Source organism: Campylobacter canis, assembly GCF_045504005.1.
Classification (GTDB): domain Bacteria; phylum Campylobacterota; class Campylobacteria; order Campylobacterales; family Campylobacteraceae; genus Campylobacter_A; species Campylobacter_A canis.
The window spans coordinates 39,375-53,654 of the sequence record NZ_JBJJXH010000002.1 but is presented as its reverse complement, the minus strand read 5'-3'; the positions used below and the strand labels follow the sequence as shown (position 1 = coordinate 53,654).

Below are 14,280 nucleotides of genomic sequence, written 5' to 3'. Positions count from 1 at the left end.
TAGTGAAAGCAGCTTTTATATTCCCGGGACAAGGCTCTCAAGCCACCGGGATGGGCAAAGAAATTTATGAAAATTTTAGCTGTGCAAAAGAGCTTTTGCAAAATGCAAGCGATACGCTTAAGATAGATTTTGCAAATTTGCTTTTTTGTGAAAATGAACTTTTAAGCAAGAGCGAATTTACTCAGCCTGCCATAGTTTTAAACTCACTTATGTGCTATATGGCTTTTTCTTCGCGTCTAAATTTGCAGCCTAAATTTAGTCTTGGACATTCCCTTGGAGAATTTAGCGCACTAGCTGTAAATGGTGCTTTTGATTATTTGGACGCAATTAAGCTTGTAAATATTCGCGGCAAACTCATGCAAGAAGCTTGTGCGGGCAAAGGCGTTTCAATGACCGTCATTTTAGGATTAAAAGATGAGGTTGTCGAGGAAATTTGCACTAACGGGCAAAAAGACGGCTTTCAAATTTACGCAGCCAACTACAACTGCGACGGGCAGATCGTCGTGGCGGGGCTCAGAGAGGATTTGGCTAAATTTGAAAATGCATTTAAAGATGCCGGTGCAAAGCGAGTTATGCCTCTTAATATGTCCGTAGTTAGTCACTGCCCAATCTTAAAAAGCGCTAGCGAGGGATTAGTTTCTTGCTTGCAAGCCACTTTAAAGCTAAATTTTACCGATGTCATTTCAAACGTTACGGCCAAGGCTTACAGCAGCAAAGACGAAGCTCTTGATTTGCTTAAAGATCAACTGGTTAAACCTGTGCTTTATAAGCAAAGTATAGAAAATTTCAAAGACGAGGTTGAAATTTTCATCGAATTTGGCTCAAGCGTACTAAAAGGCATAAACAAAAAGATAACCGACAAGCCGACATACTCGGTTACGGATATGAAAAGCTTAGATGAGATTATAAATATTTTGGAGAGTAAATGATAGCGATTTTAGGGGCTATGCAAGAGGAGATCGCTCCGCTTTTAAAGGTTTTGGGCGATTATAAAGAGGTTAAGCACGCAAACAATACCTTTTATCTGGCAAATTTTAAAGGCAAAGAGCTGGTTATCGCTTATTCAAAGATAGGCAAGGTAAATGCAGCCTTGACCGCTACCGTGATGATTGAGAAATTTGGCGCTACTAAGCTTCTTTTTACCGGAGTTGCCGGCGCGCTGAATGAAAATTTAAAGATAGGCGACATGCTCTATGCCAGCTCGCTTGTACAGCACGACCTTGATATCACGGCATTTGGCCATCCTTACGGCTATGTGCCCGGCACTAGTATCTTTGTAAAAAGCGATGTGAATTTAAATGCTCTTGCAGCTAAGATCGCTAAAGCAAAAGGCATAAATTTGCTTGAGGGTATCATAGCTACAGGCGATCAGTTTGTTTGCAGCGGCAAGCGTAAAGAGTGGATAAAGACTACTTTTAAAGCCGATGCGACTGAAATGGAGGGTGCTAGCGTGGCTTTGGTTTGTGAAAGTCTTGATGTGCCGTTTTTTATCCTTCGTGCGATCAGCGATGAGGCGGGCGGTGGTGCCGAATTTGACTTTGATGAGTTTTTGCAAAGCTCAGCCAATGTAAGTGCGGATTTTGTGCTGGCTATGGTTGAGGAGTTATGATAGAGCTTAGCAAAAAGCTCCTTCGCATAGTCGGTCAGACGAATGCGAAATACAAGATGTTTGAGGAGGGCGATAAAATTTTACTCGCCCTAAGCGGTGGCAAGGATAGCATGACGCTTGCTCATCTGCTTAAGCATTTTTGCTCGGTCAGTCCGCTGAATTGGCAGTTTGAAGCGGTTACCGTAACTTACGGTATAGGCGAAAATCTTGAGCCTATAAAAGAGCATTTTAAACTGCATGAAATTCCTTACAAAGTCATTGACACGCAAATTTTTGAATTCGGTAGAGAAAAAATTCGTGAAAATACGACATTTTGCAGCTTTTGCAGTCGTATGCGTAGGGGCTATCTCTATACTTATGCTCTTGAAAACGGCTTTAATAAAATTGCAATTGCACATCATCTTGACGACGCAGCAGAGAGTTTTTTCATGAACTTTACCTATAACGGCGCGCTTAGGACTTTGGCTCCAAGATATAAGGCTGAAAACGGACTTGATATCATTAGACCTCTTATACTTGTGCGTGAGCGTCAAATTCGCGATTGTGCGATTAAAAACGAGCTTCCGATAATGAACGAAGAGGAGAGCTGTCCAGCTAAAGCTTACGGTGGCAAATCGCCTCGCGCAAGAGCCGAAACTAAAGCGATGCTGGCAAATTTAGAGAGCGAAAATCCAAAATTTTTCGTTTCGTTAAAATCGGCATTTGAAAATATCCATTCGGATACGTTTTTTAAATTTAGTGAGTAAAATTCTTTATCTTATCTACAAATTTGATTAGTAAATTTTGCTAAACACTGCAGTTAGTAAGTGAAAAGTGTTTAGAAATTTATCTTGTATAAACTTTTCTTTGTTGAAATTTGACACTTTTACTCCTTGATGTTTTTAATTTTATTATACATCGTATCGGTTGGATTTTTAAAGATCATCTTTTATACTCTTCATCTACTATCTTTTTTATCTCATCTGATGTTAATTTTTTGTATGGTTTAACAATATATTTGTCCTGCCCATCTTTGAAAACTATCTTTCCATTATCCTTGGAGAATATAATGTCTTCTAGCGCTTGTGCTTTTCTATATTTATTTGCCCATTTGAAAAAAGTTTTTACTTCAAATGTCGAGTCTTTTTTAGAGCAATACTCTTGTTCAATATTTTTAGTAAAATTCTCATATCTTAAATAATATGTTAAGTTATCATCTATAGTATATGCAGATAAAATACTAAGTATATATTGCTCATGACACCAATCATAAGCCTCCTTTAACTCCTCTTTAGTGGGTTGTCCTACTACATCGTATTTTAAAAGAAGCTCAAGCATACTCTCATAGTTTGGAATCTTATCAAACACATGATATACCGAACGCTCTACATTAGAGCCGTCTTTGATGCCGGGCAAGCCGTTAATAGGATTTTTCCTTAGTTTTGGGACATATCCACTTTCTAATACTATTTGTGCCAACTCTACATAATTATGAGCTACTATATACCCCATTGGGTCATTTGCATCTTTTGAATCCTTGTTTTTTACATAGTTTTCTTGATAGATAATTTTTATATCATCTCCGCTTATTATTAGTTTATCTATTAGGTTATAAAATGGAGGGTCGATATAATACTGCACCGCCTTAACCTCTTCAAATTTTACCCCGCTATCCAAAAGCAGTTTAGCTGTCTTAGTTGAGTTGTTTTATATAGCGTAAGCTTAAAGGGCTTAGTTTATAATTATCTTGTGCGTGAGGATTAGCTCCTAAGTTTATAAGCTCTTTGGCAGTTATATCATCATCATAAAATAAGCTATACATTAAAGGAGTAAGATTATATGTCATGTTTACGTCAACGCTTAAATTATTATCCTTGATAAAATTTAAAACACCATTTGTGTCTTTTGCTTTTAGTAGAAGTCTTAACTTTTTAAATGTTTCGTTTTCGGTTCTGTGTTTATTTGTATACTGTATCTCATCATCTATATCCCAGTATCTAAACACAAAGTCATCTATCTCTTCTTGGGTTACATATTTAGCTAGCTCGGAGTTTGGATCTATCTTGGTATCTTGGGTTATGGTGAAATTTGACTTCTTTGAACTAAATTTAATATCAGAAAGATAAAAGATAGATAAAAGATCTATGATGGATATTGTAAGGGGGATTAGGATGTATCTAAAGTTATTCAAATTTATCTCCTTATTAATTTGTCAAATTTTAGCATAAAGGGCGGTTTGCCTATCGCCAATTAACCGTTTGATTTAATTAAAACCCTTGCAAGATGATGGTGTATAGTTCGTTAACTTCCTCATCGTTTAGGAGGATAGTTGATTTATCTTTAAAAAGATGAGCTATTTTCTCCGCTTCAAAGCTAAAATTTCCCGCGCAATGCGTATGAGAGGGCAAAAATCCGCGAGTTAAAGATAGGCTATCTTCGATCTTTTCATCACAGATAAAGCAAGCAAGCTCGTCATGAAGTCTTCCTTCGTGCTCTAAAATTCGCACATAGCTTTCGATGATTAAACGTTTTGGATTTTGCTTGAGAAATCTCTGGGCACAAATTTCAGCTTGGTTAAAATATATCTCGTCTATATGCTCGACATCTTTTAAATGTGCGTAAAACAGGCGCATAAACTGTTGCCATATGAGCAGACGTTCGCGCACGACAAGCCAGTTAAAGCCAAGATGTAGCACGCTTCTAAGATGCGGGAGAAAATTTGCACTCTCGTTTAGCTCAAAATCTATCTTAAAGCCTTGCATAACGCTAGCGTGGCGCGCTCCGTAGAATCGGTAGCACTTTATAAGCAGATCCTTTGTCAGAATATAGACGATAAGGTCTTCTTCTTTGGCTTTTTGCGTGTGGATTATGTAGCCTTGCATAATTTAAATTTTAAAGAAGTCTTCTATCTTTTCGCGCATTGTAAAAGCGTCGCTGATGCGGTTTATCTCGTCTCTAAATGCGCTTGCGCCTTCTATGCCTTTTGAGTATTGGTGCAAGTGCTTGCGAAATATCGACACTCCGTGAGCGCCGTAGTGAGAGAGCATAGCGTCAAAGTGAGCTAGGATTATCTCGCGCTTTAGCTCGTTAGTTACGCTTTGACCGCTTTTGATCTCGTGAAATACCCAAGGCTTGCCTATGCAGGCCCTGCCTATCATTATAGCGTCGCAATTTGTTAGTTTAAAAACCTGCTCGGCGTTTTTCTCGCTGATATCTCCGTTTGCGATTAGCGGAATTTTAACCGCACTTTTGGCTCTTGCTATAGCCTCATAATCAACCTTTGCCGTATATCCGCCCGCTCTTGTTCGTCCGTGAAAAGCTATATAATCAGCCCCTGCATCTTCAGCCGCTAAAGCTAAAATTTCAGGAATTTTCTCGTCAAATCCTAGCCTCATTTTAACGCTTAGCATATTTTTGTTTGAAGTTTTTTTTATCGTTTCTACTATCTTTTTGAGATTATCTATATCTTTTAGAAGTGCCGAGCCTGCGCATTGCTTGACTACTTTTGGAACAGGACAGCCGCAGTTTAGATCTATGCCGTCTATTCCTTCAAATTTATTTATAATCTCGACAGCTTTTTTAATGATCTCGCTATCGCTTCCTGCGATTTGAACGATATATGGAGTTTCTTCTGGGGATTTTTTAAGCATTTCAAGCGTCTTATCCGAGTTTTCATAGACAAGTGCGTTTGCGCTTATCATCTCGCTAACCGTTACATCGCATCCAAAACGCTTGACCACGCTCCTTAAAGGCAGATCGGAAAAACCTGCCAAAGGAGCCAAAAAGATAGGCTTTAAGCTAAAGTCTATCATCTAAAGAGCAAATTTTCAGGCACTAGCTTGCCGTTTTCTCTAAGATACATCAAAATTTTGATGTTTTGATATTCGCTTGCGTCCGAATTTTCTGTGATTTCACGCACTTTATCAAGCATTTGAAACTCAAATAGCAGATACAAATACGCCTCTTCGGCATCGGCATGAGATGATTTTAACTTCTCAAATATATTTATAAGAGCGTCAGGAGTTATCTTGCCTATTAGAATTTTTGCAGAGTTGTTATACTGAGCTTTTGAAATTTTAAAGTTATCAAGAAGCTCGTAAATTTCATCATTACTTATAACAATCTCATCTTTTACGAAGCGATCAAGTATAGTCATGGTCTCTTCTGCGCTCTTTGAGAAATTAAATTTCTTGATGTCTGCAAAACTGCCGGTTGCAATAAGCTTTTCATTGGCTTTTTTAGAAATTTCATCATTTATCTCTTTGTAGTCTTTAAGCACATCAAGGAAATAGGTTGAATTTTTTTCTATTTTATTTAGCTCGTTTTGTATAAAGAGGGAATTTGTGCTTTGCAGTCTAAATTTCTTAAGATCGACAACTTCTCCATTTAGTATATTTTTTACTGTTTTTGCAACGCTTTCAAGCTCGTCGTCGCTAATAGCTTCGTCTTTGTGTTTGCCCCAAGGAGATAAAATTTTAGTAATTTGCGAAGGAGCTTTGTAAAGCTCTGTTTTAAAATCTTTATTTGTATCAAGCCCTAGCAAAACCTCTCTGGCAAGCTCTTTGTAAAGAGTTTCATCGCGTTTTATGGAGCGTTTAAACATATAAATTTCAAAGCCGTGATATGCGATATGTGCTATGCAAAGAATCGCAAAAAACGCCACCGGCAGCACTACCCAAAGCGCAAGCGGCATAGTAAATGAGTAGCCAAGAAGCCCGAAAGTATGATCAGAAGAGTCGATTGAATACACCAAAATGCCAAGTAAGACTATATATATCACGCTATATACTATAAAACGTCTTGTTTTCATGATGATTCCTTATTTTTTAGATGTTTTTTCCACTATCTCTCTGCAAACTATGCAGTATCTAGCGTGAGGTTTTACTTTAAGGCGAGCTAGACCTATATCTTCTTCGCACATCTCACAAACTCCGTAGGTTTTATTAAAAATTTTACTAAGCGCCAGATCTATCTCGATGAGCTCTTGTCTTTGTTGAGCGTTTATTGATTGCTCTATGAGTTGATCGGCATTTACCGAAGCGATATCGAATTCATCGCTTACGCCGCTTCCTCTAAGCCCTGCGATCTCGTTGCTTGCATCGATTATATTTTTATTTATCTGTATCTTTCTCTCTTCTAAAAGTGCTTTAAAAAACTCTAGATCGTTTTTGCGCATCTACTTCCTTTACTTGTGATATGGGTGATTTGCATTTATGCAAAGCGCTCTGAAAATTTGCTCAAAGAGCATAAGTTTGGCTATCTTGTGAGCCATTGTCATAGAGCTTAGACTAATTACTTTGTCGGCTTTTTGCTTAAAATTTGAGCTTAATCCGTAAGCTCCGCCGATAAAAAGTGAAATTTGAGAGTTGTTGGCAAAAATTCTGGCAAATTCCTCGCTTTTCATCTGCTCTCCTCTTTCGTCAAGTGCGATACAAAAGCCCTTTAAATTTGGCTCATATGCTTCATCGTAAGCTTTTAACGACTCTTCTTTGCTTTTGCTTTGAGCTTTTGCAATTTTGTCGTTAAATATGACGGTATCGGTAATTTTGGCAAATTTAGACGACATCTTGATATACTCTTTTATCTCGCTTTCAAAGCTGTCTTGCTTGGATTTTTGTATGGAAAATACCGAAATTTCCAAGCCTTATTCCTCCACCTCGTCCTTTTGCATTATCTGTGCATCTTGCGCTTGTTTTTGCTCGGGCTTGATATCCGTAAGTAGCCTAATCATATCGCCGATAAACTGCTTATGCTCTCTTCTTTCAACTATCGCATCAATTAGACCGTGCTCTAGTAAAAACTCAGATCTTTGAAATCCTTCAGGTAGATCAGAACCGATGGTTTGCTTTATAACTCTTTGACCCGCAAAGCCGATAAGTGCGCCAGGTTCAGCTATGATGATGTCGCCAAGCCACGCAAAGCTGGCGCTAACTCCACCCATGGTAGGATCGGTAAGGATTGAAATGTAAGGGATTTTGGCTTCATCAAGCAGCCTTAATGCTGCCGAGGTTTTTGACATCTGCATTAAAGAAAATGTGCTTTCTTGCATTCTTGCGCCGCCTGAAGCGGAGATGATTATGAGCGGTTGCTTTTTATCCAGTGAGCGCTTGATGGCTCTTACTATCTTTTCGCCTTCAACCGAGCCGAGACTGCCGCCCATAAAGCTAAAGTCAAAGACTACTAGTTGAGCGTCCATGCCGTCTATTTTGGCTTCACCGCATATCACGGCGCTACTTCTGCCAGTTTTTTCTTCGCTTTCGCTTATGCGTTTTTTGTATGATTTCTTGTCCACGAATTTAAGAGGATCGACAGGTCTTAGTTCTGTGTCAAATTCTACAAAGCTGCCTGCATCGCAGAGCATCTCTATCCTTCTTTCAGGCTTTAGGCGCATATGATAGCCGCATTTTGGACATACGTTAAAGCACGCTTCAACCTCTTTATAATACATAAGCGAGTGGCAGCTATCGCATTTGATCCAGTGTGCAGGAGCTTCGCTCGGAGCTGATTGTTTTTTTCTGGTTTTGGAGAAAATATCTAAAAAGCTCATTTTTACCTACTTTATATATGAAAATTATGCGATTATATCCAAATTTAACATTGTGTTTGCTTATGTTTAAGTGTTTTAGGGTTGTTTTTATGTAAATTTAGAATGTTTGTAGAGTTGAAAGTGTAAATTTAAATTTGAGCAGCAAATTTTAATTTACCACTCAAAATATGTTTTGGCTTTTTTTATGTCTGAAATTTTGATTTTGAACTTTTGATCTTCGCATTCAAGCTCTATATCTTCGCTGTTTGCGGATAATAATTTGCCTTTTAGCTTCTTATTTTCGCCGTCTATTGTGGCTGAAATTTTGACTAGTTCCCCAACGCTTGTGATGAAGTGGCTTGGTTTTTCAAGTTTTCTTTCAAGTCCGGGACTGCTAATTTCAAGGTTGTAATCCCCGCTTATCGGAGGCTCTACGTCAAATATCGGAGATAGCAATCTAGAGACTTTTTCGCAATCATCCAAGCTTACTCCGCCTTGTTTTGTGATGTAAATTCTATAAATGGTTCTATCGTTTTCGTTTGCAACTTCAGTATCGTAAAGCTCTACACCGCACTCTTTTATAAGTTTTTCAAGATTTTGCATTTTTGTTTAAATCCTTTGAAATTTTATCAAAAAGACTATCTATATGATTTTGATACTCCAGCCTATCGTCAAATTTGAAATGAAAATTTGGGCATCGATACCAGCCTTCAGCCGCCATACAGTGATTTTGCAGATATCTTGAAACTCTTTTTAGATGTTCTAAAACGTAAGCCTGCTCGTGCTCGTCAAAAGCCATCTTGTCAAGATATACAAATGCGTCGTATCTGCCCTTTTTGCACTCTACGTCCGTTACGCATAAACCACGCAAAATACTATCTTCAAGAGTGGCAAGAGCTTCAGGGATTAGCTCTTTAAGCACGCTTTGAGTTCTTAGTCGTTTTATCTCGGTCGGATTCATAGAGTGGCTTGTTCCTCTACTTCTTTAAAGCTTTCGATATAGTCGTTTTCTCTTATGTCGTTATAGCCTTCAATGCCAACACCGCATTCATAGCCTTTGGCTACCTCTTTAACATCATCTTTAAAGCGTTTTAGCGAGCTTACGGTGCCTTCATGAACGACTACGCCATTTCTGATAAGTCTGATTTTAGCGCCTCTGTTGATAGTGCCCTCGGTTACTAGGCAGCCTGCGATAGCACCGATTTTAGGCACATTGATAACTTGGCGAACCTGAGCCTGACCGAGCTGTTCTTCGCGAACGATCGGCGACATAAGACCACCGAGTAGTGTTTTTATATCATCAAGTAGATTGTAAATTACGTTGTATGTTTTTATCTCGACCTTGCTCTCTTTGGCTTTATCTTTTATCTCGCCTGTTGGACGGATGTTAAATCCTAAAATCACGCAGTTTTCACTTGCTTGAGCTAGGGCCACGTCGCTTTGAGTGATACCGCCTACGCCCGAGTGTATGATATTTACTTTTATCTCGTCATTTCTAAGCTTTTCAAGACTTGCTTTAATAGCCTCAAGCGAACCTTGAACGTCGGCTTTTACGATAACAGGAAGTGTTTTTAACTCGCCTTCGGCTATCTTTTCGCTAAGCTCTTCGATAGTAACTTTCGTTGATTTTGAAAGCTCTTTTTGGCGTAAGTATTCGGCTTTTTTCTGAGCGTATTCTCGCGCCTCTTTATCTGTTTTTACGCTTATTAAAGTTTCACCAGCTTCCGGAATTTCGCTAAGTCCTATGATGACACCGCATTCTCCAGGTTTTATATCTTTTAAATTTCTGCCTTTGTCATCAAGCAAGCTTCTTATCTTTCCGTAAGCCACTCCTGCTACAACAGTATCTCCTACTTTTAACGTACCGTTTTCAACGATGATGGTTGCGACCGAACCGCGACCTTTTTGTTGAGAGCTTTCTACGATAGTTGCTTTTGCATTTGCTTTTGCATTAGCTTTAAGCTCCAAAATTTCCGCTTGCAAAAGTACTATTTCAAGCAGATCTTCGACACCCATACCTGTTTTAGCCGATATCGGCACAAATTCATACGTTCCGCCCCAGTCGGTCGGTAGTATATCAAGATTTGCAAGCTCGGTTTTTACCATATCCGGATTTGCGGTTTCTTTATCCATTTTATTTATGGCGATTATGATAGGAACACCTGCTGCTTTTGCGTGACTTACAGCCTCTTTTGTCTGAGGTTTTACGCCGTCATCTGCTGCAACCACGATGATAACTATATCGGTTATCTTCGCTCCTCTTGCGCGCATAGCTGTAAATGCTTCGTGTCCCGGAGTGTCTATAAATGTGATATTTTTGCCGTTTTTATTTACCATATAAGCGCCGACGTGCTGAGTTATGCCGCCCGCTTCTCCAGATGCGACTCGTGAATTTCTAATGTAGTCAAGAAGCGAGGTTTTACCGTGATCAACGTGTCCCATGATCGTTATAACCGGCGCTCTTTCGGTCAAATTCGTATCATCGACTTGCTCTTCGTAAGCTTTTACGTAGTCAAATTCTTCCTGAGTATCTACGATATTTACTTCAATTTCAAATTCATCGGCTAGAATTTCGATCGCATCCTCGTCCAAAAAGTCGTTTTTGGTAGTCATCATACCTAGCATAAACAGTTTACCGATGATCTCGCTTGGCTGTTTGTTTATCTTCTCTGCAAATTCATATACGCGGATCTCTTTTGGTATATTTACAGAGTCGATTATCTCTTTATTTGAGTTATCGCGCGAGGATTTTTTGTGTTTCTTTCTTGGTCGTCTGCCGATACCTTGCTCTAAAAATGAACCGATTGAGTTGTTTAGCGCAGGTTTGAAGGTATTAGTTTGTTTAGTCTTTTGAGTAGGTTGAGGTGCCGGAGTTCTTACCGAAAAATCAGGTAATACCACTACGTCTTCATCCTCTAAAACTATATCGCCAAGATCTCTGTCACCGAGCAAATCAACCTTTTGAGCGCCGTCTTTTTTGGTTGCGATTACAGGCTTTTTCTCTTTTTTCTTCTTTTTTATGCTCTCGCCGTCGCTAAAAGCAAACATACTTTCTAAATTTCTAGCAGGCTCGCTCGGCTCTTTTACCTCTCTTGCGGGTTTTGGCGCAGGAGCTTCATCTCTTTTTTTCTTAACTATCATAAGCCCGCGTCTTTTTTGTAAGCTTACGTCAGCCAAGCTCTCTTTAGGTTGAGGAGCTGTTATAGGATCTTGTTTTGCAGCCTCCTTCTCTTTTGCCGGCTCTTCGGTATCTTCTTTTACCGCTACAGGCTCCGGTTTTTTAGGTTTTTGGCTCTTTGGGGTTTCTATTTTTTTATCTTCACTCTTGTTTTCTTTTGGCTTTTCTTCTTTTTTAGTATCTTTTTTTTCTGTTTTGTTTGTCTCTTTTTTTGTCTCTTTACTCTCTTTTGGCGCTTTTGATGCTGATTTTTTAGGCTCTGCTTTTTTCTTTTCGGGCTTTTGCTGAAAGCTTTCAGGAATTTCTCCCGTTTGAACAAAAGTATATAGCGCTTCAGCCTCTTCGGGCGTAACTCCGCTTGAGTGAGTTTTGACTTTTAGTCCTAGTTCGATAGCTTTTTCCAGTACCTCTTTGCTGTTGTAGCCAAGTTCATTTGCTATCTCTGAAATCCGAATATTCGCCATTTAAGAGTATCTCCTTTAAATTTTGCCCATTTTGCAGAGTAGCGATAAAATTCCCCGCTACTCTACCGAGCGATTTTTTTAAAATTTTTTCATCTTTTATCAAACAATCTTCACATATATAAAAGCTTCTACCGTTTCCTTTGCCATGAAAAAGTGAAGAGTCGATTATGCGGTATCTGCGTAAATTTGCTTGGTTAAAGCGAGTTTTGCACACCGCACACATCCTGATAGGAATATAATTTTGAGTCATTATTATATCTTTTGTTTGCTTTTTTTTAGCTTTTTATTATAAATCCATCATTGTCAAAGGATAAAATTTCAACTCTGAAGCTTTTGAATTTATCTTTTAACTTCTCTTTCAAATTTGATGCGTCATTTTTATAAGATATGTTTAGCATGGTTGAGCCGCTTCCTGAAAGAGTGCTCATCAAAGCTCCGTTTTCATAAGCCGTTTTTCTTACGTCAAATAGCTCGGGGAGCGACTTCATCCTGATATCTTCATGCATCATATCTTTTGCCGCAACTTTTAATAGCTCATATCTCTCTTCAAAAAAGCAAGCCGTCAAAAACGAAGCGTGAGCGAGATTATTTACGCATTCGCTCATAAGATAACTCTTAGGTAGCTTTGTGCGCGATTCTCTAGTGCTCATCGGTTTATCAGGGATCACTACTACGGCTTTTATATCGTCTTTGATGAATTTCTTGATGTGCACTACTTGGTTTTTATCTACTACCGAGCTTACAAATCCGCCAAGCGTTGCAGGAGCTATATTATCGGGATGATTTTCATAGATCAGCGCTTTATTTAAAATTATGTTTTTATCGACTTTAAATTCAGCTGTCGCATAAGCTGCCGCAATTGCTGAAGTTATAACCGCAGAAGAGCTTCCAAGGCCTCTTGAAAAAGGAATTTGGTTTTTAAAGATTATGCGAAAAGTGTCTTTTTTGCCTGTAAGTTCTGAGTAAATTTCATTAAAAACGGATAAGAATAAGTTATTTTTTTTTAATTTTATATTATCATCACCCTCTCCAAAAATCGCTATAGAAGAGAATTTGGCTCTCGTTATTTCAACTTCGTTATATAGGCTTAGAGCAAGCCCTAATGCGTCAAAACCGGGCCCTAAATTTGCACTTGTTGCAGGAACTTTTATGACCAAATTATCTCCTAAACCGCTTGAATTACGTAGTTTGGTAGAGTATCTAAATTTAGATTTAAAACATCTAAATTTAACGGCAATTCAAATTCTTTAGGCTCTGCTTTTTGAAGCAAAATTTCATCTCCTGTTTTTACGAAGCTTAAGGCTTTGTTTGCTTTTATTGCTCCGTTTCCATTTAATTCAAATCCGCTTATAGCGTAAAATTCACACTCTTTAACCATGCTAAAAGTTTTTAATATTATATAAGAGACTTTTGTCCCCATGAAACTTCCCGGTCCATTTGCGTAAATAATCTTTGAAATTTGTAATTTTTGCTCATTGGTAAGTTCATTAAGAATTTCGATAAGCGATTCGTCGGATTTTTTATCGCTTATCATTTTTTGTATGAATTTGCCGTCATTATCGTAAATTCCGACGATAATCGGAGAAGATAGCGCAACTACGAGAATTTGGATATGTTTTATGCAAATACCTTTTGATATTCAAGTGCCAAATCACCTTTAAGAGTAACAATCTCATAGTTTTTAACATCGCTTAAAATAGCTACGGTTAATTCGTGATTTAGCTCATGACTTCCGGCAAATGAAGTATAATCAGCCATCAAAGGCGCGCCTATAAGGCTTAAGTCGCCTATCGCATCAAGAATTTTATGGCGCACGAATTCGTTTTCAAATCTAAGTCCTTCAGGATTTAGTATGCGAGTATCGTCGATTACTACGGCATTATCTAAGCTTCCGCCTAGGGCAAGGTTGTTTGCGCGAAGCATCTGGACATCTTTTAAAAATCCAAAAGTCCTAGCTCTTGCAATCTCTTCTATAAAAGAACTTTTGCTAAATTCAAAAACATATCTTTGTTCGCCTATAATTGGGTGATCAAATTTGATAGTAAAGTCAAATTTAGGATTTTTTGACGGAGTTACTTTGGCAAATTTTTCGCCTTTTGTTACTTGAACTTCTTTTTTGATGATTATGGCGCGCTTGTGATCTTCAAGTTTTTGAATCCCAGCTTCATCAAGCATCATACAGTAACTTATCGCGCTTCCGTCCATTACGGGAACTTCGTTGGCATCAAGAACTATGCGGATGTTGTCTATGCCATACCCGCTAATAGCGCTTAATAAGTGTTCGATCGTTGATATATAGCCCTCTTTTCCTCCTATGACCGTTGCCATTTGAGTATTGATCACGTTTTTCGGTTCTGCTTTGTAGCTAACGCCAAGATCTTTTCTATAAAAAACTATGCCCGTATTTGCGCTTGTTGGCTCTAGCGTTATTTTTATTGGCTCGCCTTTATGAAGCCCGATACCGACGCTTTCAACAGCTCTTTTTATCGTTGTTTGTTGCAAAATTTTCCCTTAAAATTCATAA

The 14,280-nt window shown here is 38.5% G+C and carries 18 protein-coding genes; 3 read left to right on the top strand and 15 right to left on the bottom strand.

The annotated features are described in order from the left end of the window. Nucleotides 1-2 precede the first annotated feature (2 nt). Genes fabD through ACHJH3_RS02340 form a run of 3 tightly spaced genes read left to right on the top strand, consistent with a single transcriptional unit; the run spans nucleotide 3 to nucleotide 2,355 of the window. Complete coding sequence (fabD, locus tag ACHJH3_RS02350; RefSeq protein WP_407063424.1) at nucleotides 3-929, top strand: ACP S-malonyltransferase; 927 nt, start codon at nucleotides 3-5, stop codon at nucleotides 927-929. Continuing rightward, on the top strand, nucleotides 926-1,609 hold the full coding sequence (locus ACHJH3_RS02345) for a 5'-methylthioadenosine/adenosylhomocysteine nucleosidase (protein ID WP_407063423.1): 684 nt from the start codon (nucleotides 926-928) through the stop codon (nucleotides 1,607-1,609). The genes fabD and ACHJH3_RS02345 overlap by 4 nt, the downstream gene beginning before the upstream one ends. Further along, nucleotides 1,606-2,355, top strand: coding sequence for a tRNA 2-thiocytidine biosynthesis TtcA family protein (locus tag ACHJH3_RS02340; RefSeq protein WP_407063422.1), 750 nt, complete (start codon nucleotides 1,606-1,608; stop codon nucleotides 2,353-2,355). Before ACHJH3_RS02345 ends, ACHJH3_RS02340 begins: the two co-directional genes overlap by 4 nt. A 175-nt stretch (nucleotides 2,356-2,530) precedes the next feature. Here the strand turns inward: ACHJH3_RS02340 and ACHJH3_RS02335 are convergent, their stop codons facing one another. The 15 genes from ACHJH3_RS02335 to lpxC form a co-directional block, all read right to left on the bottom strand. Continuing rightward, the gene (locus tag ACHJH3_RS02335; RefSeq protein ID WP_407063421.1) at nucleotides 2,531-3,265 is read right to left on the bottom strand and encodes a hypothetical protein; all 735 of its coding nucleotides are present in this window, start codon (nucleotides 3,263-3,265) and stop codon (nucleotides 2,531-2,533) included. A gap of 16 nt (nucleotides 3,266-3,281) precedes the next feature. Further along, complete coding sequence (locus ACHJH3_RS02330; RefSeq protein ID WP_407063420.1) at nucleotides 3,282-3,779, bottom strand: hypothetical protein; 498 nt, start codon at nucleotides 3,777-3,779, stop codon at nucleotides 3,282-3,284. 76 nt (nucleotides 3,780-3,855) lie between these two features. Beyond that, entirely contained in the window at nucleotides 3,856-4,470 is a 615-nt protein-coding gene (gene recO / locus ACHJH3_RS02325) for a recombination protein RecO (RefSeq protein ID WP_172200873.1), read from the bottom strand. Nucleotides 4,471-4,473: 3 nt separating this feature from the next. Beyond that, nucleotides 4,474-5,400: a tRNA dihydrouridine synthase gene (locus tag ACHJH3_RS02320; protein WP_407063419.1), complete on the bottom strand. Its 927-nt coding sequence runs from the start codon at nucleotides 5,398-5,400 to the stop codon at nucleotides 4,474-4,476. Continuing rightward, nucleotides 5,397-6,398, bottom strand: coding sequence for a LapA family protein (locus tag ACHJH3_RS02315; RefSeq protein ID WP_407063418.1), 1,002 nt, complete (start codon nucleotides 6,396-6,398; stop codon nucleotides 5,397-5,399). Before ACHJH3_RS02315 ends, ACHJH3_RS02320 begins: the two co-directional genes overlap by 4 nt. Before the next feature lie 9 nt (nucleotides 6,399-6,407). Continuing rightward, nucleotides 6,408-6,764, bottom strand: a complete 357-nt coding sequence (dksA, locus tag ACHJH3_RS02310; RefSeq protein WP_172200864.1) for an RNA polymerase-binding protein DksA — start codon at nucleotides 6,762-6,764, stop codon at nucleotides 6,408-6,410. 9 nt (nucleotides 6,765-6,773) lie between these two features. Continuing rightward, the gene (locus tag ACHJH3_RS02305) at nucleotides 6,774-7,229 is read right to left on the bottom strand and encodes a 23S rRNA (pseudouridine(1915)-N(3))-methyltransferase RlmH (protein ID WP_172200861.1); all 456 of its coding nucleotides are present in this window, start codon (nucleotides 7,227-7,229) and stop codon (nucleotides 6,774-6,776) included. Between the two features lie 3 nt (nucleotides 7,230-7,232). After that, nucleotides 7,233-8,135 (bottom strand): acetyl-CoA carboxylase, carboxyltransferase subunit beta, encoded by a 903-nt coding sequence (gene accD / locus ACHJH3_RS02300; protein ID WP_407063417.1) that lies wholly within the window; start codon nucleotides 8,133-8,135, stop codon nucleotides 7,233-7,235. Nucleotides 8,136-8,288: 153 nt separating this feature from the next. Further along, nucleotides 8,289-8,717 carry a ribosome maturation factor RimP gene (gene rimP, locus ACHJH3_RS02295; protein WP_407063416.1) on the bottom strand — a complete coding sequence of 143 codons (429 nt, stop codon included), beginning with the start codon at nucleotides 8,715-8,717 and terminating at the stop codon, nucleotides 8,289-8,291. Beyond that, on the bottom strand, nucleotides 8,704-9,075 hold the full coding sequence (rbfA, locus tag ACHJH3_RS02290; protein ID WP_172200852.1) for a 30S ribosome-binding factor RbfA: 372 nt from the start codon (nucleotides 9,073-9,075) through the stop codon (nucleotides 8,704-8,706). The genes rimP and rbfA overlap by 14 nt, the downstream gene beginning before the upstream one ends. Next, entirely contained in the window at nucleotides 9,072-11,756 is a 2,685-nt protein-coding gene (gene infB / locus ACHJH3_RS02285) for a translation initiation factor IF-2 (protein WP_407063415.1), read from the bottom strand. The genes rbfA and infB overlap by 4 nt, the downstream gene beginning before the upstream one ends. Continuing rightward, nucleotides 11,722-12,006: a YlxR family protein gene (locus ACHJH3_RS02280; protein ID WP_407063414.1), complete on the bottom strand. Its 285-nt coding sequence runs from the start codon at nucleotides 12,004-12,006 to the stop codon at nucleotides 11,722-11,724. Before ACHJH3_RS02280 ends, infB begins: the two co-directional genes overlap by 35 nt. Nucleotides 12,007-12,031: 25 nt before the next feature. After that, entirely contained in the window at nucleotides 12,032-12,913 is an 882-nt protein-coding gene (gene thrB / locus ACHJH3_RS02275) for a homoserine kinase (protein ID WP_407063413.1), read from the bottom strand. Between the two features lie 8 nt (nucleotides 12,914-12,921). After that, nucleotides 12,922-13,290, bottom strand: coding sequence for a glycoprotease (locus ACHJH3_RS02270; protein ID WP_407063412.1), 369 nt, complete (start codon nucleotides 13,288-13,290; stop codon nucleotides 12,922-12,924). A gap of 83 nt (nucleotides 13,291-13,373) precedes the next feature. Beyond that, nucleotides 13,374-14,258: a UDP-3-O-acyl-N-acetylglucosamine deacetylase gene (gene lpxC / locus ACHJH3_RS02265; protein WP_172200839.1), complete on the bottom strand. Its 885-nt coding sequence runs from the start codon at nucleotides 14,256-14,258 to the stop codon at nucleotides 13,374-13,376. Nucleotides 14,259-14,280: the final 22 nt, after the last annotated feature.